This is a genomic window from Marisediminitalea aggregata, assembly GCF_900129565.1.
Taxonomy (GTDB): Bacteria; Pseudomonadota; Gammaproteobacteria; order Enterobacterales; family Alteromonadaceae; genus Alteromonas; species Alteromonas aggregata.
The window spans coordinates 444,421-463,879 of sequence record NZ_FQWD01000003.1; the positions used below are offsets into that span (position 1 = coordinate 444,421).

17 protein-coding genes are annotated in these 19,459 nt (G+C 50.0%); 5 read left to right on the forward strand and 12 right to left on the reverse strand.

Going from position 1 to position 19,459, the window contains the following annotated elements:
• Positions 1 to 107: 107 nt before the first annotated feature.
• From BUB81_RS09960 to fabB, 3 genes are all read right to left on the reverse strand, one after another.
• Positions 108 to 1,124: an aspartate-semialdehyde dehydrogenase gene (locus BUB81_RS09960; RefSeq protein ID WP_073322205.1), complete on the reverse strand. Its 1,017-nt coding sequence runs from the start codon at positions 1,122 to 1,124 to the stop codon at positions 108 to 110.
• Between the two features lie 37 nt (positions 1,125 to 1,161).
• Positions 1,162 to 2,307, reverse strand: a complete 1,146-nt coding sequence (locus BUB81_RS09965) for a 4-phosphoerythronate dehydrogenase (protein WP_073322208.1) — start codon at positions 2,305 to 2,307, stop codon at positions 1,162 to 1,164.
• Between the two features lie 105 nt (positions 2,308 to 2,412).
• On the reverse strand, positions 2,413 to 3,624 hold the full coding sequence (fabB, locus tag BUB81_RS09970; protein WP_073322211.1) for a beta-ketoacyl-ACP synthase I: 1,212 nt from the start codon (positions 3,622 to 3,624) through the stop codon (positions 2,413 to 2,415).
• A gap of 235 nt (positions 3,625 to 3,859) precedes the next feature.
• Between fabB and mnmC the strand changes: the two genes are divergently transcribed.
• Positions 3,860 to 5,875, forward strand: a complete 2,016-nt coding sequence (gene mnmC, locus BUB81_RS09975) for a bifunctional tRNA (5-methylaminomethyl-2-thiouridine)(34)-methyltransferase MnmC2/FAD-dependent 5-carboxymethylaminomethyl-2-thiouridine(34) oxidoreductase MnmC1 (RefSeq protein ID WP_073322214.1) — start codon at positions 3,860 to 3,862, stop codon at positions 5,873 to 5,875.
• Positions 5,876 to 6,059: 184 nt separating this feature from the next.
• Here mnmC and BUB81_RS09980 read toward each other — a convergent pair whose 3' ends face one another.
• The 7 genes from BUB81_RS09980 to BUB81_RS10010 all read right to left on the reverse strand — a co-directional run bounded on the left by BUB81_RS09980 (position 6,060) and on the right by BUB81_RS10010 (position 12,373).
• Positions 6,060 to 7,484 (reverse strand): ankyrin repeat domain-containing protein, encoded by a 1,425-nt coding sequence (locus BUB81_RS09980; RefSeq protein ID WP_073322217.1) that lies wholly within the window; start codon positions 7,482 to 7,484, stop codon positions 6,060 to 6,062.
• 466 nt (positions 7,485 to 7,950) lie between these two features.
• Positions 7,951 to 8,655 (reverse strand): FlgO family outer membrane protein, encoded by a 705-nt coding sequence (locus BUB81_RS09985; RefSeq protein WP_073322220.1) that lies wholly within the window; start codon positions 8,653 to 8,655, stop codon positions 7,951 to 7,953.
• Positions 8,656 to 8,657: 2 nt separating this feature from the next.
• The gene (locus tag BUB81_RS09990) at positions 8,658 to 9,395 is read right to left on the reverse strand and encodes a FlgO family outer membrane protein (protein ID WP_073322223.1); all 738 of its coding nucleotides are present in this window, start codon (positions 9,393 to 9,395) and stop codon (positions 8,658 to 8,660) included.
• A gap of 5 nt (positions 9,396 to 9,400) precedes the next feature.
• Positions 9,401 to 9,931, reverse strand: a complete 531-nt coding sequence (locus BUB81_RS09995; protein ID WP_245819154.1) for a FlgO family outer membrane protein — start codon at positions 9,929 to 9,931, stop codon at positions 9,401 to 9,403.
• 382 nt (positions 9,932 to 10,313) lie between these two features.
• Entirely contained in the window at positions 10,314 to 10,613 is a 300-nt protein-coding gene (locus BUB81_RS10000; RefSeq protein WP_073322225.1) for a YfcL family protein, read from the reverse strand.
• 22 nt (positions 10,614 to 10,635) lie between these two features.
• Complete coding sequence (locus BUB81_RS10005) at positions 10,636 to 11,760, reverse strand: ATP-NAD kinase family protein (RefSeq protein WP_073322227.1); 1,125 nt, start codon at positions 11,758 to 11,760, stop codon at positions 10,636 to 10,638.
• Positions 11,753 to 12,373, reverse strand: a complete 621-nt coding sequence (locus BUB81_RS10010) for an elongation factor P hydroxylase (protein WP_084526476.1) — start codon at positions 12,371 to 12,373, stop codon at positions 11,753 to 11,755. Before BUB81_RS10010 ends, BUB81_RS10005 begins: the two co-directional genes overlap by 8 nt.
• A gap of 134 nt (positions 12,374 to 12,507) precedes the next feature.
• On the opposite strand from BUB81_RS10010, the gene BUB81_RS10015 reads away from it, so the two are divergent.
• Genes BUB81_RS10015 through BUB81_RS10025 form a run of 3 tightly spaced genes read left to right on the forward strand, consistent with a single transcriptional unit; the run spans position 12,508 to position 14,848 of the window.
• Positions 12,508 to 13,206 (forward strand): DUF8198 family protein, encoded by a 699-nt coding sequence (locus BUB81_RS10015; protein WP_073322229.1) that lies wholly within the window; start codon positions 12,508 to 12,510, stop codon positions 13,204 to 13,206.
• Positions 13,199 to 13,657, forward strand: a complete 459-nt coding sequence (locus tag BUB81_RS10020; protein WP_073322232.1) for an acyl-CoA thioesterase — start codon at positions 13,199 to 13,201, stop codon at positions 13,655 to 13,657. Before BUB81_RS10015 ends, BUB81_RS10020 begins: the two co-directional genes overlap by 8 nt.
• 6 nt (positions 13,658 to 13,663) lie before the next feature.
• The gene (locus BUB81_RS10025) at positions 13,664 to 14,848 is read left to right on the forward strand and encodes a retropepsin-like aspartic protease family protein (protein ID WP_073322234.1); all 1,185 of its coding nucleotides are present in this window, start codon (positions 13,664 to 13,666) and stop codon (positions 14,846 to 14,848) included.
• A gap of 31 nt (positions 14,849 to 14,879) precedes the next feature.
• On the opposite strand, the gene BUB81_RS10030 is transcribed toward BUB81_RS10025, so the two are convergent.
• Positions 14,880 to 16,925 (reverse strand): NADPH-dependent 2,4-dienoyl-CoA reductase, encoded by a 2,046-nt coding sequence (locus BUB81_RS10030; RefSeq protein ID WP_073322236.1) that lies wholly within the window; start codon positions 16,923 to 16,925, stop codon positions 14,880 to 14,882.
• Positions 16,926 to 17,043: 118 nt separating this feature from the next.
• Here BUB81_RS10030 and BUB81_RS10035 point away from each other — a divergent pair, with 118 nt between their 5' ends.
• Complete coding sequence (locus BUB81_RS10035) at positions 17,044 to 17,658, forward strand: TetR/AcrR family transcriptional regulator (RefSeq protein WP_073322238.1); 615 nt, start codon at positions 17,044 to 17,046, stop codon at positions 17,656 to 17,658.
• A 17-nt stretch (positions 17,659 to 17,675) separates the two neighbouring features.
• Here BUB81_RS10035 and BUB81_RS10040 read toward each other — a convergent pair whose 3' ends face one another.
• A complete protein-coding gene (locus BUB81_RS10040) occupies positions 17,676 to 19,289 on the reverse strand; it encodes a GMC family oxidoreductase (protein ID WP_073322240.1) in 1,614 nt (537 codons plus the stop codon).
• Between the last annotated feature and the right edge of the window lie 170 nt (positions 19,290 to 19,459).

The following is a 19,459-nucleotide window of genomic DNA, read 5'->3' on the forward strand; positions in this document are numbered from 1 at the left end:
TGCAACAGCAGCATTGCAGGCGATGCTGAAGCGGTGTGCACAGCAAGCTTAAGTGTATTATCGACCAAGCTTGCTATAAGTTTATTAAATTTGTCAGCGAGTTACGTTTAAAGGTAGTCGCGAATCAACACTTCGGCAATTTGCACGCTGTTGGTAGCCGCACCCTTGCGAATGTTATCTGACACTACCCAGAGGTTTAAACCCGACGGATGTGAAATGTCATTGCGCACGCGACCCACGTGAACTAAATCATTGCCACTGGCATTGCCGACCTGCGTTGGGAAGTCCTCGCGCGACTCGTACAGCTTGATACCCGGCGCATCTGCCAGCAACTGTTTAGCGGCTTCGGCGTCGATTGGCATGCGGGTTTCAATGTGAATTGCCTCGCCATGCCCGTAAAATACCGGCACCCGAACTGCGGTAGCGTTCACTAAAATACTTTCGTCACCCATGATTTTCTGGGTTTCCCACACCATTTTCATTTCTTCTTTGGTGTAGTCATTGTCCATGAACACATCGATTTGCGGGATCGCATTGAAGGCAATCTGACGGCTAAATGCTTCTGGCGTAATCTCACGGGAATTCATAAGCCCTGCGGTTTGCGTGGCCAGTTCTTCAAGCGCAGATTTACCGGCTCCCGATACCGACTGATAGGTGCACACATTGATGCGTTCAATGCCGAAGGCTTCATGCAACGGTTTTAATGCTACCAGCATCTGAATTGTCGAACAGTTCGGATTAGCAATGATATTGCGATTGCGGAAGTCTGCCAGTGCATGGGCATTGACCTCAGGCACAACCAACGGGATATCAGGCTCGTAGCGGAACTGAGACGTGTTATCGATAACAACACAACCGGCGTCAGCTGCTAAGGGCGCATATTTCTCAGACACACTGCCACCCGCCGAGAAAAACGCAAACTGAACCTGTGTCCAGTCAAAGCTTTCGGCATCCAGTACTTCGATGTCCTCGCCCTTAAACGTAATGGTGCCGCCTGCTGAGCGAGAACTCGCAAGTGGAAACAGTTCAGCAACCGGGAATTTCCGTTGCTCCAGCAGCTCGATCATGGTTTGACCAACCAGACCTGTGGCGCCCAGCACGGCTACGTTAAAGGCTTGTGACATAACAGTGTATTCTCCTGTATTTCTAACTTTGTAAATATTAAACGGTTTTTGGATGCATACCCAATGCATTCAGCATGGCAATCGCCGCCTGCGGCAAGGGGCTGTGTGCCACCACCTGATGGCCGGCTAATTCGCGGCGAACGCGGTAATGCTTGCGCATAAACGTAAACGCGACCTGATCTGCCAACCCTTGTCGAAAATCGCGATCGTCTTCACTGATATCATACACACTTAATATGGCTTTCAGTACCAGTGAGAGCGCACTTTCAGGCGAACTATCCAACGCTGGCAGTTCAACCGCATCCGGTGGCGCTATAAAATCATCCAGTGTTAATTCTGGCGTCGAGCCTTGGAGCTCACACACGGCCTCATAAACACGCTGTGTTCCCAGCAATTTACCTTCAATGCTGTGTCCTGCAATGTGAGGCGTCGCCAGCCAGATCAACGGCAACAATGTTTGATCGATACCGGGCTCATTGTTAAACACGTCCAACACTACCGTTGGCGCATTCTCGCTTAACAATCGGTTTTTTAGCGCGGCCTCATCAATCACTTCACCACGGCATGCGTTAATGAGTAGCTGTTGTGCATTCAGTTGCGCTAGCACAGCAGCATCAATCATGTGTTCGGTAGGAAAATATTCACCGGTTATCAGCGGTACATGCAGCGTGATCACGTCGCACGCTATTATAGATTGCCAGTCAGCAAATGTTCTTGTGTCACCCGCTTCCTGAAGCGGCGGGTCGTAAAGCTTATAGCGGACAGAGAGAGCATCAAGTAACCCCGATAGCGCAGTCCCGACGTGCCCGGCGCCCACTATACCCACGGTGGCAGTGTGCAAATCCAGCTTATTCGAAAGATGTGCGTTTGCCAGTACACTCAATACATATTCAGCTACTGCTTGCGCATTGCACCCTGCAGCTGACGTCCAGTAAATACCCTGCTGCTGCAGATATTGCGTATCGATGTGGTTATACCCGGCGGTTGCTGTAGCAACCAGCGCTAACCGGTTGGCGCAGTTAAGTAAATCGGCATTCACTTTAGTGGTCGAGCGCACGGCCAGCACATCAACATCTACCAGATCTTCAGGCGTTAAAGTACCCGATTCGAACCCTTCGGCAGAGCCAAACGCATTTAAGTAGTCCGCAGCCAGCGGCATGGAGTTTTCGAAACGTATTTTCATGACCGCGAAGTGTATAGCAAAGCGGCTTGTGGGGCGATAAATTTTCTGTCTCAAACACAAAAACGCCCGCTGTGTAGCGGGCGCTTTTTTAAACCTTGATGTGTCTTAGCTGTAGCGCTTAAAGACCAGGGTGGCGTTAGTGCCACCGAAGCCGAAGCTATTCGACATAATGGTATTAAGCTGAGCTTCACGCGTAGACGTTACTACATCCAGGCCTTGTGCCGCTTCGTCCAGGTTGTCGATGTTGATAGATGGCGCAATAAAGTTGTTTTGCATCATCAATAAGCTGTAAATGGCTTCGTTCACACCAGCCGCACCCAGCGCGTGACCCGTCAGTGACTTCGTTGACGCCAGTGGTACACCTTTATCACCGAATACTTCACGGATCGCGGCTAGCTCTTTTACGTCGCCAACCGGCGTTGACGTGCCGTGCGTGTTCAGGTAGTCAATTGGACCTTCTACGCCCTGCATGGCCATTTGCATACAGCGGATTGCGCCTTCACCTGACGGGGCAACCATGTCGTAACCATCAGAGGTAGCACCGTACCCTACGATTTCGCCATAGATTTTTGCACCACGTGCCAGCGCGTGTTCCAACTCTTCAACCACGACCATACCGCCGCCGCCACTGCTGACGAATCCGTCGCGATCCGCATCGTACGTGCGCGATGCCACAGCCGGGTTGTCGTTATACTTGGTAGACAGTGCGCCCATTGCGTCAAACTGAGAAGACAGTGCCCAGTGCAATTCTTCACCACCACCGGCAAATACAATGTCCTGTTTACCCAGTTGAATCAGCTCTAATGCGTTACCAATACAATGCGCACTGGTTGCACACGCTGAAGAAATTGAATAGTTAACACCCAAAATTTTAAACGGTGTTGCCAGACACGCAGAAACGGTAGAGCCCATGCAGCGAGGTACCATGTAAGGACCTACGCGCTTGACACCTTTTTCACGCAAAATGTCAGCAGAGGCCACCTGATTGTCAGATGACGCGCCACCTGAACCCGCAACAATACCAGTGCGGATATTCGAAATGTCAGACGCTTCCAGGCCGCTGTCTTCAACGGCTTGTTGCATGGCCACATAAGCGTAAGCAGCAGCATCGCCCATAAAGCGCATTGCTTTGCGGTCGATGTGTTCTTTAAGGTCAATATCAATATTGCCCCATACCTGACTCCGCAGTCCCATTTCTGCAAACTGCTCAGAATAAGTGATCCCAGACTTACCTTCTTTTAATGAGGCGGTAACTTCTTGTTGATTTGTGCCAATGCTGGATACGATGCCCAGCCCGGTAATAACTGCTCTTCTCATAATTATCCTTTTGCGTTAACGCGCCTATGGTAACGATTTTCATTTGCTAAGTGGTCTGCTCTTTTGCCCCAACCCTTCGCAATTTCATTCCACAGGTTATTTTTATCTGCGCCCTATGCTACGTAGATTATTGGTATGTTCAAGTGTAGTCGATGACATTGTATTGGAACAGTGAACCGAAAAGCGCTTGCTGGTATGATACCGCGCAATTTTATTGGCATAGTTTGACCGCTTCATGACAGAACCATTGCGATCCGCAAATGTACATTTTAACGATCAGGGCACGCCTGTTGCCGATGCCTTTGATGACGTCTATTTCTCCAATGACAGTGGCATTCAGGAAACCGAACATGTCTTCATGCAAGGCAATGATATTGCCGCGCGTTGGCAAGCCTGCACTCAGCCTCATTATGTGATTGCAGAGACCGGCTTTGGTACTGGTTTGAACTGCCTGGTGGCTATGCTGGCATTTGCCAGATTCCGAGATGCAAATCCTGACCACCCGCTGAAACGCTTGCATATTCTCAGTACCGAAAAGTTTCCAATCGCCGCCAGCGACTTAACCCGGGCACTCTCGGTTTTTCCTGACGTTGCGCCTCTTGTCGACACATTGGTAGCCCAGTATCCGCCTATGTTAAACGGTTGTCATCGACTTCAGTTTGAACGCTGGCATACGCAACTGGATTTGTGGTTGGGTGACGTCCACAACTTGTTACCTTGCTGGCATTGCCCGAAAGACGGCTTGGTAGACAGCTGGTTTTTAGACGGGTTTGCCCCTAGCAAGAACCCGGACATGTGGACTGACGCACTGTTTTCACAAATGGCCAGATTGAGTAAACCCGGTGCTGGTTTTGCCACTTTTACGGCGGCAGGCGTGGTAAAACGCGGTTTAAAAGAAGCGGGTTTTACAATTGAAAAGCGCAAAGGATTCGGCCGTAAGCGCGACATGCTAACAGGGATTCTTACCGACGCGCCGACACTGCGAACACATCAACCCTGGCACTACCGCTACCCGGATACGTCGCTTGGCAACGACGATACTGTTGCGGTTATCGGTGCTGGTTTAGCCGGTAGCAGTATTGCATTAGCGCTGTGTAAACGTGGGATCCCGGTCACGCTGTTTGGCAAAGCGCCAGAGCCGGCAGACGGCGCATCAGGCAATCGTCAGGGCGGCTTTTACCCGCAGCTTCAGGCTAGTTTTAGTCCTCCAGCCCGCATTCAGGCTCACAGCTTTTTATTTGCCTCACGGTATTATCAGCAACTGGCTGAACAAGGCGTCACTTTTACTCAGGCCCCCTGCGGCGTATTGTTGCTGGCATTTAACGATGAAGTCGCATCGAGACAACAGAAACTGGTCAGCAAGCAGCTCTGGCCAGAACAGATAATCTATCCTGTTACAAAGGATGAAGCCTCTGCACTCGCGGGTATACCAATGCAGCAAGGCGGCTTATTCTGCCCCCTTGGCGGCTGGATTAGCCCACAAGAACTGGTCAATGCTCAATTAACACTGGCAAGAAGCACAGGGTTACTAACCGAGAATTACGACTGCCCGGTAGATGTCACTACCAATGAGAATAGAGCTCTCGTGACCGCCAAACAGTCAGGCCAGCAATGGTCGTTTTCACGAGCCGTCCTGGCCTGTGGTCATCACAGCATAGAACAAAGTGTGCTTTCGCATGTGCCGCTTCGCCCTGTTCGCGGTCAGGTTGAAGCAATTGCAGAGCACGCGCCGTTGGATTCACTGCGCACGGTGTTGTGTCACAAAGGGTATATGACACCCGCCTGGCAAGGTCGGTTAGCATTGGGGTCTACCTATGTAAAAGAGGATATTACCTGTGAACCGCGTCGTGAAGAAAGTGAACAAAACCTGGCAACCCACGCGAAAGCCATGGCAGATTACCCGTGGGCACAGAATATTGAGCATGACTATACCGCGCGCGCATCGATCCGAATGGGAGTTGCAGACCACCAGCCTGTTGTAGGTGCCGTTATTTCGCCGGACACCCTTACCCATCGCTACGAGCAACTTTACAAAGGTTTCCGTCCAGCAGATTATCCGCTTAACACCAGCGAACAAACGATTACCGTATTAACCGGTTTAGGATCCAGAGGTTTAACGACTGCCCCACTAATGGCCGAAATACTGGCAAGCCAATGGTGTGGTGAACCCTTGCCGATGGAAGAGGTTTTACTTCAGGCTTTGGCACCTGAGCGCTTCATGTTACGAGAGATGAAGAAAAAGCCTCAATGATATTGAGGCTGATAACAAAATCGGAATCTGATTAGTCGTAGCGGTGAACGCTTTTGGTCAGAAGCGGACATAGCTCATTTTAAATCTTAATAGTATTTATTTGCTGCGGAATTTGGCTGAAATTCGAGTGGATTAACGTCTAATTTGAAGACTGACTCCAATCCATTAAAACTATGAGATAAAATCATTGAACTGCAGCACTGCTTTCACTATCTATCCCCGGACACATTCGTCTGACCTTTGCGTTATACTCTTCGGTTTTTTGAGCGTAAAACCGATCAAACTCCCTTGCTTCTTCTATCTTTGAGAAGTCGGTGGTCTCTCTCTTTTCGTTAACCTCAGCTAAATAAGCTTTGTGGTCAATTTCTGATTGTCCTTTTAGATACTCACATAAACCCGTATCGTGGCTGCCTATCGAAGATGTTTTAGCCACGCCGTTAAAACTCTGACCAGGGTTACGATTAGGGTTCGATACTGAATTTTGGTTTACTGATTGGTTTATTTCCAAAGTCGCAGTTTGTGACTCCTGATTATTGTAATTTTCGTTACGGATTCCCGCATTATTAGTGGATGTAACGTTAGAATTTGAGGTAGGTGCGTCTTCTTGACTAGCAGAATGACTTATTTGTATGACCGCGTTCTGGAACTCACTTGAGTTAAGTGCAATCGCTGTCGCCTTTAACGTTTCCCCCAAAGTTGTACCAATATTGCTCCAAAGTTCTCTTCTCCTAGCCTTTTCTTTTATTCTTTCTTCATGTCGCTCGTGAGCTAGTGCTTTTCCTCCAACAAAATCAATATATTCGATTAAGTTTTCATACTTTTTAATTTCTTCCGAAACGTTAGGCTGTCTCACGAGAAATTGCTGTAGCCATTTGATTTCAAATAACGCCATATCGTATGGCGTTACGTCGTAAAAATATCTTTTATGCCTGTAGGTCGCGTCAATAGATGCATTTACGTTTGCCCCTAAGTCAATCAGTTGCTTAGCTATTTCTATTTTGCCGTTTATAACAGCTTGGTAAAGTGGAGTACCGTAAGTTCCTTGATTAATATGGATATTAGCCCCTGCGTTGAAAAGTAGCCATACCATATTTAAGTTCCCTAGCTTGGCTGCCTCATGCAATGGGAGCATTCCTGCCTTCTTTGGATTTCCATTTACATCAGCACCTTTAGCAATCAAATATTTTACTGCGTCCACTCTGTTGCTTGAAACTGCCTTAAGTAACGGGGTCTCACCATCTACAGTCATGTTTATATTCATTCCATTGTCTAAAAAGAATTCTATAAGAGCTAAGTCACCATTTTGGCTTGCAATATGTAAAACAGATGTTTCTCTGAACATGGATTTCCGTGGTTTCTGAAAGGAAGCTCCATTTTCAACAAGTAACTTAACAATATCTAACCTGCCACTAGACGTAGCGTTGTAAATCGCACCATCGCCGTTTTCATCTACAGCATCAACGTTTGCGCCGTCATCTAGTGCTAACATCACAGCTTCTTTGTTTGTTATAGATGCTGCGATAAGCTTTCTATCTATCTCAGTAAGCGTGGATTTACATCCGAAACTTAAAAGTAATACGATGACGATTAGTGTTAAACGTTCTGACATGTTCCATATACCCGCTTTAATTATTCCGAAGGGAATTTATTTTTTGTTAAGATAGTATAAAAAATAAGCCGCTACTACTCTTGTTAGACTGGAATTATCAATCAGCGTTAGAAAACTTGAAATTAGTATGGATGTTCAAATTAGTCACAAATCCGAAGTAGCAAAAACGGGGCTCCCTCTATTTGTCTGAAGCGGATGACAATGGCTGTTCTCTTTTAAGTCCACTTTTCGCTCTTAGCGCTAATTTTCCTCTCTTTGCGATTCATCATACTGAAAGAACGAACAGCACCGACGTGATGCTGCAATTGTATTTAAGCCAGACCAGAGCGATACTGCTGTTTTCGATAGACTCTAAATTATTGAAGCAGGCAGGGTTTTGCTTTACTAAAAACAAAAACGGGATCTTCAGATCCCGAAAGTGTAATTAGTCGATAACGATGTGAGGCTTTAGTAACTGTTCAAGTCGTTACTCGCTGGCAACCGGGCCGGTCGGCACCAGAGATGTCACCACAAACGACGGAATAAAGATATTCGCACTGGCAACAACACGCTGCTGATCTACCGCGACGATACGCGCATTTACGTTAACTCCACGGGGTAACTCAACCAATGTACCGGTAAGGATATGGTCCATCTGCAAACGTTTAGCCAGTCGTTGACCTTCTCTTGTCAGCGCGAGATCGCCGTGCTCGGTCACATCCAGTGTGCGCGATAGTTTAAAATCGACAACACCCAACCCATACTGCTGCAGCTCGTGGATCAGGTATTCAGACAACTGATTGCCCAGTATCGTTGATTCACGCAAAGAGTGATTGAATCGCACAAAACTCGCTACACCAATCAGTTCTTCGGTGTTGAGCAAAACAGCGCCGTCCATCAGCGACATCGCCAATTGTTCGGCGTAGTCGTTGAGTGCCTTGTGGGTAATATCGGGTGTATAGCCGGTTTGAAGCGGGTCCTGGTAGCCGGGTGATGGCAACCTGTCGCGGTACATTTCAATATCGCGCGAGTCCGGGCGATATTCCAGCCCGCTTCCCTGAGGTGGACGCACCTGCTCTCGCACAGACGGTGGCGCATCTTCCTTACCAAACCAAAAATAGCCGGAGTCCGACTGACTCGCACAGCCGGTCAATCCGCTACACACTATTGCACCTAACACCCATTTGCGCATGACTAACCCCGGCTTAATTTAACACCATCCCGCATTCTGCCGCGCTCACTTCCATCACTGGGAATCAGCGCATCGGCTACATAAAACGGAATAAGCATTTGTGCACTGGCTACAACCGCACGAGATTGAATGCCTATAATGCGTGCATTCACCATTACCCCGCCCTGATGCTTTGCCATGGTGCCCGTTAGCACATATTCCATGGGCAAACTGGCGTCTAACTCGAGGTAATCCCGGGTGAGCACAAAGTCACCCTCTTCCGTTATTCGAATAAAGTCCGTGGCTTTGTAGTCAATCACAGGAATGCGAAACTTATGCAGTTCATGGACAAAGGACTCAGCCATTTGCTGGCCCAGCAAGTTCGTTTGCTGTAAATCAGAATCCAGCAGCGCAAAGTGCGTCACACCGACGGGCGTTTTATTGCTAACGTATTCCATGTTGGCAATCAGATCCTGGGTGAGGGCCTTCACGTAATCGCCAATGTGTTTAGTAAGCGGTCTGCCCTTATAGGCGCCCTGAATACTTGAGTACAAGGGCGGTTGACCAATTGCGCCAAAGCTATCAACCTCGTCTGCAGCCATGGGCGCTCGTGACATGCGATCAGCGGCGGTAATATCAACAACATTCATCGATGTCGCCATCACGGGTTCACTTGTGCCAGCCATGTCCTCATCGGTGCTCATGCACCCACTCAAGGCACACGCTGCCAGTAAACTGCTTATTTCCAATACCTTACGCATGTTCGTTACCCTTTGTTCTCAGTTCGGTACAGCCGGCCATTACGGGTGGTGACCTGCTCTTGCTGCCAGAATAATTCAGCCGGAAAAAACCGGGTTGCGGCAGCCACAATGTCCCGTGTGCGCGCGTTAATGATGCGGGCATTTACCATCGCCCCGGCTTCCTGGTACACCAATGTGCCGGTAATATAATAGTCTACCCGGTCGAGTGCAGACAGCTGGTCGATGTCGCGCGTAAGCACTCGGTCGGCTTTATCACTGATTATTATATCGTTCGAAAGCTTAAACTCTTGAGCGACAAATCCACGTTTTGTGGCTTCGGTAAGCATGCCTTGCTCTAATTGATGACCTAAAAGTTGCAGCGGATGCTGAAAAGTCTCGTCGTATTCCATGGAATCCACCGGCACGAAACCGGCTACGGCATAACGTGCCTGACGCGCCGGTGCGACGTTTGCGAATAACTCGTTCGCCAGCACATAGGTGTGATACTCCACATTACCAAGAGCAGGTAATGGCACCTGCTCTGAAATCAGTTCCATATTAGGTTCAGGGGAGTTGGTACAGCCGGCGAGACCGGTCGTCGCCAACGCCAGAACTGCCAATACTGACCGCCAGGTTATGACAGTGTTTAAAGGCTTCTTTGAACGGAAATAAACAAGCATGGCTAAGCACTCTGCAACAAAAATTAAACGCGTTTAGCCGGGATTTGCAATAATTACACCAAGAATGGGATATGTGAGAATCAATTCGAATTATTGGTCACTTATCCTTAGTCAGGCTGGCTAAGTAAGCCCAAGCGCTGGCGTTGCGGTATACAGATTACACACCAAGCCCGCAGCGGAGCGGCCAAACACGTAGTAATGTAGGAATAAGGTTTCCCTTTTCACCTGTGCGCGAGGCGAAAGCGGCAATAAACTGCCACTATTGATACGGGGTAATCAACTGCTGCCATAATGCGGTTACAGCGACCTGGTCTTCCCCCTCTAGTTCTTTGTTTTCGAACGCGGCCGATAAGCTTGCCTGCATTCGCTCGTTTAACAACTGGGCACTGGCTTGCGACTCCAGTTCGAGTTTGCGCGCCTGAACCGCAAAGTGCCCCTGCAGGTAACTGGCTATAAACAATGCGTCATCGCTGCCGGTGTCTACCACGTTATCCAGCGCGGCATCTATATCGTCAACCAGTTGTACAAATGACGCCGGGGCTTTAACTTGTTCCTGCATATCTGAGTGTCTGTTAAATAGGTTATAAAATCGGGTAGTAGACTTTGTCCTGGTACCCTGTGATCACCGGAATAATACCGGCCAGTGCGCTGTCCAGGCTTTCGTCACCGGTATCCAGACGCAAAGGCCTGCCATCGAGCTGCTGAAGTTTTTGCTTGGTTGCCACCAACCAGATATTGTCCCGGCCAATAGCGCGAATAACCGCCGGGCTCAGCTGTTGATTACCCCGGCCAAACACGTGGCCCTGACCACCAATAGCCGTTATTACCAGCCTTGCCGGCGTCTTGCTGACAGCTTCAAGCAACGCCTGAGCCGTTACATCTGAAGCAATAACCTCGCCGTTCTTAACAATGTCTACGCCCAGTAGCGTGTTCGGCAACCCCAGGGTATCCATAACCTGATTCACTGTGGACCCCGAGCCCATGACAAACGACACGTCAGGTTCGTCGTCCATTAGTTCGCTAATGTAGTCTGCAATATCATTGAGGACCAGGGACTCGTCTTCGCGACCGCCCATTTTAACCGATTGCACGTAGCTTAGTTCGTCAGGGATCTGCATTTCGCCAAAATGTTGCGACTGCACTTTGCCTTTTCGAAACGCCTGCTCGTCGATGTCACGGACTTCGGCTTGCCGCACACTGACCAATTCGCCGCTTAGCATGCGTTTAACCACTTCTCCTGCGGCATTAGGGGTGACAGCATACACACCAGAATGAATTTTGCAGCCTGCCGGTACGCCCAGTACAGGCACTTTGTCGCCTACAATGGCACACACGTTTCTGGCCGTGCCATCACCGCCAGCAAACAAAATCAAATCCACACCGGAATCAACCAAGGCGCGCACGGCCTCTTCGGTGTCAGCGGCACTACTGGGAGTTTGACGTGGTTGGTAGATAACCTCCACCGGCAGATTTAACTGCTTGCAACAGTCTTCGCCCATTTCGCCGCCAGCGGTAAGTACGGTGAACCCACCCGCGTTCTGCACAACGCTAAGTGCACGGGCCATTTTCTGATTGGCGAGCTTTTCCGCCCCCATTGCCAGTGCTTTGTCGCGAATGTCAGCGCCATCGCTGCCTTTCAGACCCACGCTGCCGCCAATACCGGCATAGGGATTGATGACGACACCAAGTCGGAATGCGTTATTCATCAGGATACACCTCATCCAGCCACTGTGTGGTGAGTATCGGACCGTTAAACTCAGCGCGAAGCGCGTCAATAAACATCTGGGCCCGTTTGGGAAAACCCGTTTGCAGGTAGGTTACGAGTTGCGACCTTACCCGCCGGGTAAATCCGTGACGGTCTGGCTCCACCCCGTTCAGGTTGTCGGTACTGACCTGAAAACGGCGGTTTGCGGCAATGGTCATGGCCCATTCTAACGCCTGGGGTTTCACTTCTACCTGCTCAAATTCACGTTGTTGTTTTTCATTGCGGCCATCGGGGCAATACCAATAGCCATAGTCTTCCAACTGCCGGCGTGCTTCCCCGGCAACACACCAGTGTGCTACCTCGTGTAGCGCACTGGAGAAATAACCGTGCGCAAAAACAATCTGATGATACTCGCACAGTGCCTTGTTGGCAGAATTGAGGGCTGCACAGGGACGACCAGCGGGCAAGTACACTGGTTCATCACCGCCTAGTACCAGCTTGGTTGCGTAAGCGTCGGAAAACGTGTCATTAAAGAGCTTAATAAGCACGGGCACCTGCTGATCTGCATCAGTGTGCGGCGTCTCATCGAATTGTAATTCACACGCGGTATTCATGTCGCTGACTAAGGTGTACTGCCGGGATAAAATGTGCCGCGGAGGATACCAAATACAGCGCCCTGCCACCAGATTGTATTGCTGCATGAAGCCAGATATCATGGCCTTCCCCTGTAAATGAAAGGTGATAGTACGTGGTAGAGTCCTTAATTGCCCATCTCCGCCAGGTTAATGCCAGACGGCAACTGGCACAGCAAATAGGCATTCTGGAGGACATTCAGGCTGTACAACGCTGGCAGTGCAAGCGACTGCTGACCACGCATGCCCATATGGCCGACCAGGCTGAATACCATGATGCGATTACCTTTTTTGTAGATGAGCTTTACGGTCCAAAAGATTTTAGTCAGCGCGACGCAGACTTGATTCGCGTGATCCCAAAGCTCGCCAAAGCCTTACCGAACAAGGCAATGGTGGCGCTGAATAAAGCGCTAATGCTCAACGCCCTGTCGTTTGAACTGGATATGGCGATTGCCCAGCAGTTAAATGACGAACCGCTTAACCGCGACAGCTACGCAGTGGCGTATCGCACGGTTGGCAGAGCCGAAGACCGGGCTACGCAAATTGCTATTGTGGCTTCGTTAGGAGAACAATTGGCTGACGTGGTAAAAATCCCCGGCATTGGATTGATTATAAAACTGTCGCGTCGCCCCGCCAAAATGGCAGGATTACTGGCCTTACACGACTTCCTCTACCGCGGCTTTAGCGCGTTTAAAGGGCTGGGAGATGTAAGTGCGTTTATCGAACCTGTGATTGCGGCAGAATCTGAATTAAACGACGCTTTACTCGACGAGCGCGTAAACTTAACCACGGATAACCCTTTACCCGATGCCTGATTCTTCGCCCTGGCAGTACCCCGCCCCGTTTGTTGTGTCCTGGAAAATTCAGGAACAAGACATAGACCATTATCAACATGTTAATAACGTGGCTTACCTGAGCCAACAGGAAAACGTCGCATGGCAGCACTCGCAGTCACTGGGGCTGAGTTTTGAGGACTATAAAGCCCTGGACCGGGCCATGGTGATTGTGCGCCACGAGCTGGACTATGTTAAACCGGCTTTTCGCGAAGATGAGCTACTGTGTGCGACCTGGATTGTGGCCTGTGATGGGCGTTTACAGCTTACCCGGGAATTCCAGTACATACGAGCGAACACAGGCGAAACCCTGTATCGTGGCAAAACCCGATTTATCTGTGTTAAGTTATCCTCAGGTCAGCCGGCAAGAATGCCGCGCCCCTTTGCAGAGGTTTACCAGGGAGCGGTTATCCCAGCCACACAAGGACAGTAATTTACTATGTCTCGTTACGCTCAGTTAGTCACGCTTGCGTTGCTGTGTTCAGTTGCACTCAATGGCTATTTATTGCTGGATAACATCGAATCGGCCGACGCCGCTTTAGCTGAGCAAGAACTTGCGCTTGAAACTTCAGAGTCCCATGCTGAGCAGCGCAGGGCAAGGGCGCCGCAAACAACACTGAGTCAGCAATCAGGCTCGTCAAACACCCCCGACTCGCAAGGTAGTTCGTCAGTATCCGATACCGCAACCACTGCAGTAATGACTGAATTAAACAGTGAGTCAATTAGTCAGGCAAGAGCATGGTTAGCAGCCGGTGAGTACGGCAACGTCGAGGCATTTATACAGCGCATGAGTCGGGAGCACTTCGACAATCCGGACTTATTACTTCTGGAAGCGGACTGGTTGCTGGCAACACAACCGTTGTCTCTGGCACTGACGCACTTTTACGGCCTGCTGGATGATAACGTGTTACCCGCCGACCAACAGGAAGTACTGGCAACCCGCGTTGAAAGTCTGCGAGACGAGGCTATTCGCGCACTCTACGAAGGGCACGAGTGGGATATGCTGGCCCAGTTTATTGAGCCGTTGTTTCAACTATTTCCGACCGACCGTTCGCTGATTTTACTGCTGGCCGAATCCTACGCTCAGCAACAAAAGTACATTCTGATGGAAGATACGCTCGCCAGTTTACCGCCAGACCACCCTGGCGCTGAGAAGCTGCGCAGTCGCATGCAAACCGCGCAAACCGAGAACAATAACGAAGACACTTTTGACAACAGTCTGCCCGACAAAACACTCACTTCCCGGGTAAGCCTGGAAAAATATGGTGAACACTACCTGGTAGATGTGAATATGCAGGGTACAGACACCAAACTGCTATTGGATACTGGCGCCAGCAGTACAGCCATAAATCGCGATGTTTATCGCCGGCTTCAACGCTTTAACCGGTTGCAAATGCTAGGTTTGTTTGACGTAAATACAGCGGGAGGCCCTATTCGTGCGCCGCTGGTCAGAATAGAGTCACTAACACTCGGCCCCTACACATTGAAAGATGTAGGTGTGTTGGTTTTACCGCGCACCTTTTCAGGTAACAACGACGGATTATTAGGGATGAACGTACTTAAACAATTTCGTTTCCAGCTCGATCAGGACAAAGCCGAACTCGTATTGGCAGCCAGGAATTAACGGTATTTCCTGACTGCCCGTTATGGCGTAGCTAGAGTTTTAACGCGACCTTTGTGCCCTGTGCAATCGCACGTTTGGCATCCAGTTCCAGCGCTTCATCAGCACCACCAATCAGATGGTGGGGAACAGACAGCCCTTCGACTAGCGCGCGCTGCGGCTCTTGCCCGGCACAAATGATCACGTTATCGACATCGAGCAGCTTTTGCTCACCGTCGACGGTAATGTACAAGCCTGCATCATCAATTTTATCGTACTGCACACCCGGGATCATTTGCACCCCTTTCATTTGCAATCCCAAACGGTGCGCCCAACCCGTAGTTTTACCCAAGCCAGCCCCAACTTTTGAAGACTTGCGTTGTAGCAATACAATCTGCCGAGGTGATGGTTCTGGTTGTGGCTTCATGCCCTCAACCCCACCACGCGCCTCCAGGGTCATATCAATCCCCCACTCGCGCATAAAGGCTTCAATATCCTGGCTAGGTACAGATTTACCGTGGCTTAGGTACTCTGCAGTATCAAAGCCAATACCACCTGCACCGATAATGGCGACCTTGCCACCTACCGGCTTTTTATCGCGCAGTACGTCCAGGTATGTCAGCACTTTGCTGTGTTCAATCCCTTCGATAGCCGGGGTCCGCGGCACAATACCGGTGGCCAGCAGCACAGCATCAAACCCGCCATCGTTCAGTGTTTCTGCGGTAACCGGCGTATTCAATCGTACATCGACACCCAGCAACTCGAGTTGTTTGCCAAAGTAACGCAAGGTCTCGTTAAACTCTTCTTTACCCGGGATTTGGCGCGCAATATTAAATTGCCCACCGATTTTATCGGCGGCATCAAACAACACCACGTTGTGTCCGCGCTGCGCGGCCGTCGTGGCTGCCGCTAATCCTGCAGGACCAGCACCAACAACGGCAATGGTTTTTACCGCTTCTGCAGGCTTCAAAGTGATCATCAGTTCATGGCACGCATAGGGGTTTACCAGACAGCTGGTTAATTTACCGTTGAATACGTGATCCAGACACGCCTGATTACAACCAATACAGGTGTTAATTTCATCTGCGCGTTGTTGCTCGGCTTTAATTACAAAATCAGGGTCCGCCAGGAACGGACGAGCCATCGACACCATATCGGCGTCGCCGCGAGCAATAACCGACTCCGCCACGTCGGGCATGTTAATTCGATTCGAGGTAATCACCGGAATAGACAGATGTTTGCGGAATTTGGCGGTTACCCAGGTAAACGCCGCGCGCGGCACCTTGGTGGCGATGGTGGGAATACGTGCCTCATGCCAGCCAATGCCGGTGTTAATGATAGTCGCACCCGCCGTTTCGATGGCTTTGCCTAATGTCAGGATCTCATCGTAGCTGGACCCCCCTTCTACAAGGTCCAGCATAGATAAGCGATAGATAATAATAAAGTTTTCGCCTACGGCTTCGCGAACGCGGCGCACGACTTCCACCGGCAAACGCATACGGTTTGCATAATCGCCGCCCCACTCGTCATCCCGATGGTTGGTGCGGGCAGCAATAAACTGGTTCAGGAAATAGCCTTCAGACCCCATGATTTCAACGCCGTCGTAACCAGCGCGCTGAGCCTGCGTAGCAGCAAACACAAAGTCATCGATTTGCTTTTCAATTTCGTCGTTTGTCAGCGCTTTCGGTTTGAACGGGTTAATAGGCGCTTGCAGTGCAGACGGTGCGACCAGTTTTGGGTTGTAGGCATAACGGCCGGTATGCAGGATCTGCATACAAATCTTACCGCCATTGGCGTGCACGGCATCGGTTACTTGCTTGTGATTAGCTACCGCTTCGTCACTGTCGAGGCGTTTGGTCTCGGCGTGGGTTGCCCCTTCGTCATTCGGCCCAATACCGCCGGTTACGATAAGTGCGACTCCTCCGGCTGCGCGAGCGCCGTAAAATGCCGCCATGTGAGCATGACCGCCCGGCATTTCTTCAAGGCCGGTGTGCATGGAGCCCATCAGGATCCGGTTTTTAAGTTGAGTAAAGCCTAAATCTAACGGCTCGAACAGATGTGGGTACAGCGGGTGTTTTTCTACCGCAGTTGCCTGAGTCATGGGTGCCCTCTTTTATTGTTTTCTTTTAAAACTAAACAGTGTCAAGATAGGCTTATAATTTGACACTGTCAAGATTAACATTATGCTAGCAGCAAGAATGCTTATTACGGGATAATTCATGCAGCAGACCACCGGGCGTGGCAATCAGACGTATCACCATGGTGACCTGCGCGCCGCACTACTTGAAGCAGCCGCGCAACGTATTGAATCACAAGGCGTTGATGCCCTTTCATTGCGAAAGCTTGCCGACGACGTGGGCGTGTCTCGTTCTGCGTTGTATCACCATTTTCGCGACAAAAATGCGTTGTTGAACGCGGTAGCCGCGCGGGGATTCGAGCAGTGGATAGCGATTTCAAAAGCCAGGGCCAACTCGCCTGACATGACACCCGAGGAACGCTTAGGTCAGTTTGTGCATGGCTACATCCACTGGTCGGCCAGCAACCCTCAGTTATACGATTTGATGTTTGGCCGCCCTATCTGGAAAACGGGGCAGGCTGACGATCAACTGAAAGAAATCGCTTATCCCGCATTTCAGTTTATGCTTAATAAAATCACCCAGTGGCAACAGGAAGGCATTATTGCTCAGTCAATGCCCGCACTGCGACAAACGCAGGTCATCTGGGCGACCTTACACGGACTTGCACGGCTGATTATTGATGGTGTCTATGCCGATTCAGAGCACATCGACGATATGTGTGATTGCACGGTTGCCATGTTATTGAAGCGGGGCTAGGTCCCGCTTCCAGGCAATTACTCTTGCGCCTGACGAATCCATTCCGCCGCCCGCTCGGCGATCATAATGGTTGGTGCGTTGGTATTTCCCCCAACCAAATCCGGCATTACCGACGCGTCCACGACCCTGAGCCCAGCAATATTTCGTACTCTGAGCTGTGTATCTACCACCGCCATAGGGTCGCCATCGGCCCCCATTTTACAAGTGCCAACCGGGTGATAAATACTTTCGGCCTGCTCGCGAATGAATCCGGCGATCTCATCATCGTTGCCAAAGTCCACTTCGCCGACAGCCGGTTTGCCTTTGAATCTGCTGAACGCTTTGCTGTCTAGAATGGCTTTAGCTTGTTTAACGCCGTCTACCATCACTTTAATATCGTCTTCATGAGACAAGTAATTTGGCTCAATGGCCGGATGATCTGCAGGATGATTGCTTTGCAGACGAATTTCACCGCGGCTTTTAGGGTAAAGATTGCACACGTGAACCCCATACCCGTACCCGAAGGAAAACTGACGACCGTGGTCCTCAAGGATGGCTGGCAAAAAGTGATATTGAATATCGGGGAAGTCGCCCGCCATGCAAGACTTAACAAAGCCACCGGCTTCAGCCACATTAGAAGAAAAGATATCGTCGCGCTTGAAGGCATAACGGAAAGTCGCACGGATGTACTGAGGCAATGCACCCAATGCAATCGCGTAGCCGGTTCGCACAGAGGTTCGGTATTGCACAATGGCATCGAGATGGTCCTGGAGATTCTGGCCTACGCCGGGCAGATCTTGCTTTACCAGTATGCCCTTATCCTGTAATGCCTCAGCAGGTCCGATACCTGATAGCATTAACAGATGAGGCGAATTTATCGCACCTGCACTTAGCAGTACTTCTTTATTTGCCATCAGGCGGCGCGCTTTCCCTTTCACTCGGGCCTGCACACCAATGGCACGTTGCTGTTTAATCAGTATCCGCTCAGCTAACGCGTGGGTAAGCACCGTTAGGTTACCCCGCTTTTTCGCTTCGGTGAGATACCCTTTAGCCGTAGAGCAACGTTGACCACCGCGTTGCGTAACGTGATACATGCCGAGACCAACGCGGTCATGACGGTTGAAGTCGTGACACTGCGGCAACGAAACATGTTCAGCTGCTTCGACAAAGGCGTTAGACAATTCAGAGGTATAGCGCAAGTTATCGACCCCCAGTGGCCCGCCAACACCGTGATATTCATCTGCGCCATTACAGAAATCTTCAGCTTTTTTGAAGTACGGCAACACACTTTTAAAGTCCCAGCCTGTCGCGCCGTTTGCCGCCCAGCGGTCGTAATCTTCGACCTGACCACGTATGTAGCACATAGCATTAACAGAGCTTGAGCCTCCCAGTGTTTTTCCCCGGGGCCAGAATAGCTCACGGTTATTCAAATGGGGCTGAGGCTCAGTATTGTAACCCCAGCCAATATTGTCGAACTGACTTAACAGCGACAAGCCAAACGGGATATGAATAAAAGGGTTTGAGTCGGGACCGCCCGCTTCTAACAAGCATACGCGTACCAGTGGATTCTCTGTTAAGCGAGCCGCTAACACCGCGCCTGCCGAACCTCCACCAACAACAATGTAGTCGTATTGCTCTACCGGGATTTGCATAACCTGTTCCTTGCTAACTCAATAATGACGGGAAAGACACAATGGTCATACCAGTTAAATAAAGGCTAACGCAATTGCGTTTTAGCTGCAAAGTATTTATGTAAAAAAATAGTTAATCTCAGTCAATAAATCGGTGCATTTAAACAATAGGATTCAATGGCCAAATGGGC

Excerpts from the sequence above, each read along its gene's own strand:
- mnmC (WP_073322214.1), top strand. The coding sequence starts at position 3,860 with ATGACAGAACCATTGCGATCCGCAAATGTACATTTTAACGATCAGGGC.
- BUB81_RS10010 (WP_084526476.1), bottom strand. The coding sequence starts at position 12,373 with ATGAATACCGCGTGTGAATTACAATTCGATGAGACGCCGCACACTGAT.
- BUB81_RS09990 (WP_073322223.1), bottom strand. The coding sequence starts at position 9,395 with ATGCGTAAGGTATTGGAAATAAGCAGTTTACTGGCAGCGTGTGCCTTG.
- BUB81_RS09965 (WP_073322208.1), bottom strand. The coding sequence starts at position 2,307 with ATGAAAATACGTTTCGAAAACTCCATGCCGCTGGCTGCGGACTACTTA.
- BUB81_RS10040 (WP_073322240.1), bottom strand. The coding sequence starts at position 19,289 with ATGCAAATCCCGGTAGAGCAATACGACTACATTGTTGTTGGTGGAGGT.
- BUB81_RS09995 (WP_245819154.1), bottom strand. The coding sequence starts at position 9,931 with ATGGAACTGATTTCAGAGCAGGTGCCATTACCTGCTCTTGGTAATGTG.
- BUB81_RS10020 (WP_073322232.1), top strand. The coding sequence starts at position 13,199 with ATGCCTGATTCTTCGCCCTGGCAGTACCCCGCCCCGTTTGTTGTGTCC.
- BUB81_RS10025 (WP_073322234.1), top strand. The coding sequence starts at position 13,664 with ATGTCTCGTTACGCTCAGTTAGTCACGCTTGCGTTGCTGTGTTCAGTT.
- BUB81_RS10000 (WP_073322225.1), bottom strand. The coding sequence starts at position 10,613 with ATGCAGGAACAAGTTAAAGCCCCGGCGTCATTTGTACAACTGGTTGAC.
- BUB81_RS10030 (WP_073322236.1), bottom strand. The coding sequence starts at position 16,925 with ATGACTCAGGCAACTGCGGTAGAAAAACACCCGCTGTACCCACATCTG.
- fabB (WP_073322211.1), bottom strand. The coding sequence starts at position 3,624 with ATGAGAAGAGCAGTTATTACCGGGCTGGGCATCGTATCCAGCATTGGC.
- BUB81_RS10005 (WP_073322227.1), bottom strand. The coding sequence starts at position 11,760 with ATGAATAACGCATTCCGACTTGGTGTCGTCATCAATCCCTATGCCGGT.
- BUB81_RS09980 (WP_073322217.1), bottom strand. The coding sequence starts at position 7,484 with ATGTCAGAACGTTTAACACTAATCGTCATCGTATTACTTTTAAGTTTC.
- BUB81_RS09985 (WP_073322220.1), bottom strand. The coding sequence starts at position 8,655 with ATGCGCAAATGGGTGTTAGGTGCAATAGTGTGTAGCGGATTGACCGGC.
- BUB81_RS10035 (WP_073322238.1), top strand. The coding sequence starts at position 17,044 with ATGCAGCAGACCACCGGGCGTGGCAATCAGACGTATCACCATGGTGAC.
- BUB81_RS09960 (WP_073322205.1), bottom strand. The coding sequence starts at position 1,124 with ATGTCACAAGCCTTTAACGTAGCCGTGCTGGGCGCCACAGGTCTGGTT.